Here is a 793-nt window from a genome sequence, read left to right on the forward strand (position 1 = left end):
TCCGTCCGGGGAAAAGGGAACCTCGGTGTTCAGACGATTTGTGCAACAGAGCCCTGGAGATCCCAAATCATCTCGGAGTCAAACCAACCTCTCGTGACATTGCTGCGCAATGCACTGACGGTCAACGGATCGTCAGAGAGCCAAGGCGCTTGAGCGCTTCATTGTAGGCTGGCCAGTTTTTGGTCTTTTAGGCTGGGGGGAGTAGGTTGGCTCATGGAACCCAGCTACCAAACTGGATTCACAAGATGAATCGCTCATGCGATTTGTGCAACAGAGCCGTCCAGATCCGTACCACGGCCACAGGCGCTCTTGGATCGCCTGTGCTTGAGGACAGGATCGTTGGTGGTCCGGCCCACATGAGCGACCTAGTTAAGACATCAGCTCAAAGTGACGGAGGGCGAATGGCTGAACGTAAGCCGACCGAAGCAGGTCGTGATGCCGTCATCACTCATGGCATCGTCACCGACAACCCAGAAGCACTGCTGCGTGGCACCGGTTGGCGCGCTGTATGGGCGGTCTGCCGCGAGGGCGGGCTGCGGCTGTGGAGCGATGATGCCTTCGGGCTGGCCGGGAACGTGGCCTTCCGCGTGATCATGGCCATCTTTCCCTTCCTGATCTTCACGTCCTCGCTGACAGCCTTCATCGGGACTGACGGCATGGCCGAAGATCTGATCTCGTTCCTCATCGCCATCGTGCCGGAGGCGCTGATCGAGCCGATCGTTTCGGAAGTCCGCCAGGTGATGACCGTCCAGCGCGGTGGCGTCCTGTCACTGGGTGTTCTCCTGACCATCTG

The 793-nt window shown here is 58.9% G+C and carries 1 protein-coding gene; it reads left to right on the top strand.

Annotated features, from left to right (window positions below; all coding sequences use genetic code 11):
* Window positions 1-401 precede the first annotated feature (401 nt).
* Window positions 402-793, top strand: a 392-nt coding sequence (locus HC022_RS27885) for a YhjD/YihY/BrkB family envelope integrity protein (protein ID WP_167454527.1), incomplete at its 3' end; no start/stop codon positions are given.

Origin of the sequence: Salipiger sp. HF18 (assembly GCF_011806505.1) — a bacterium.
GTDB lineage: Bacteria > Pseudomonadota > Alphaproteobacteria > Rhodobacterales > Rhodobacteraceae > Salipiger > Salipiger thiooxidans.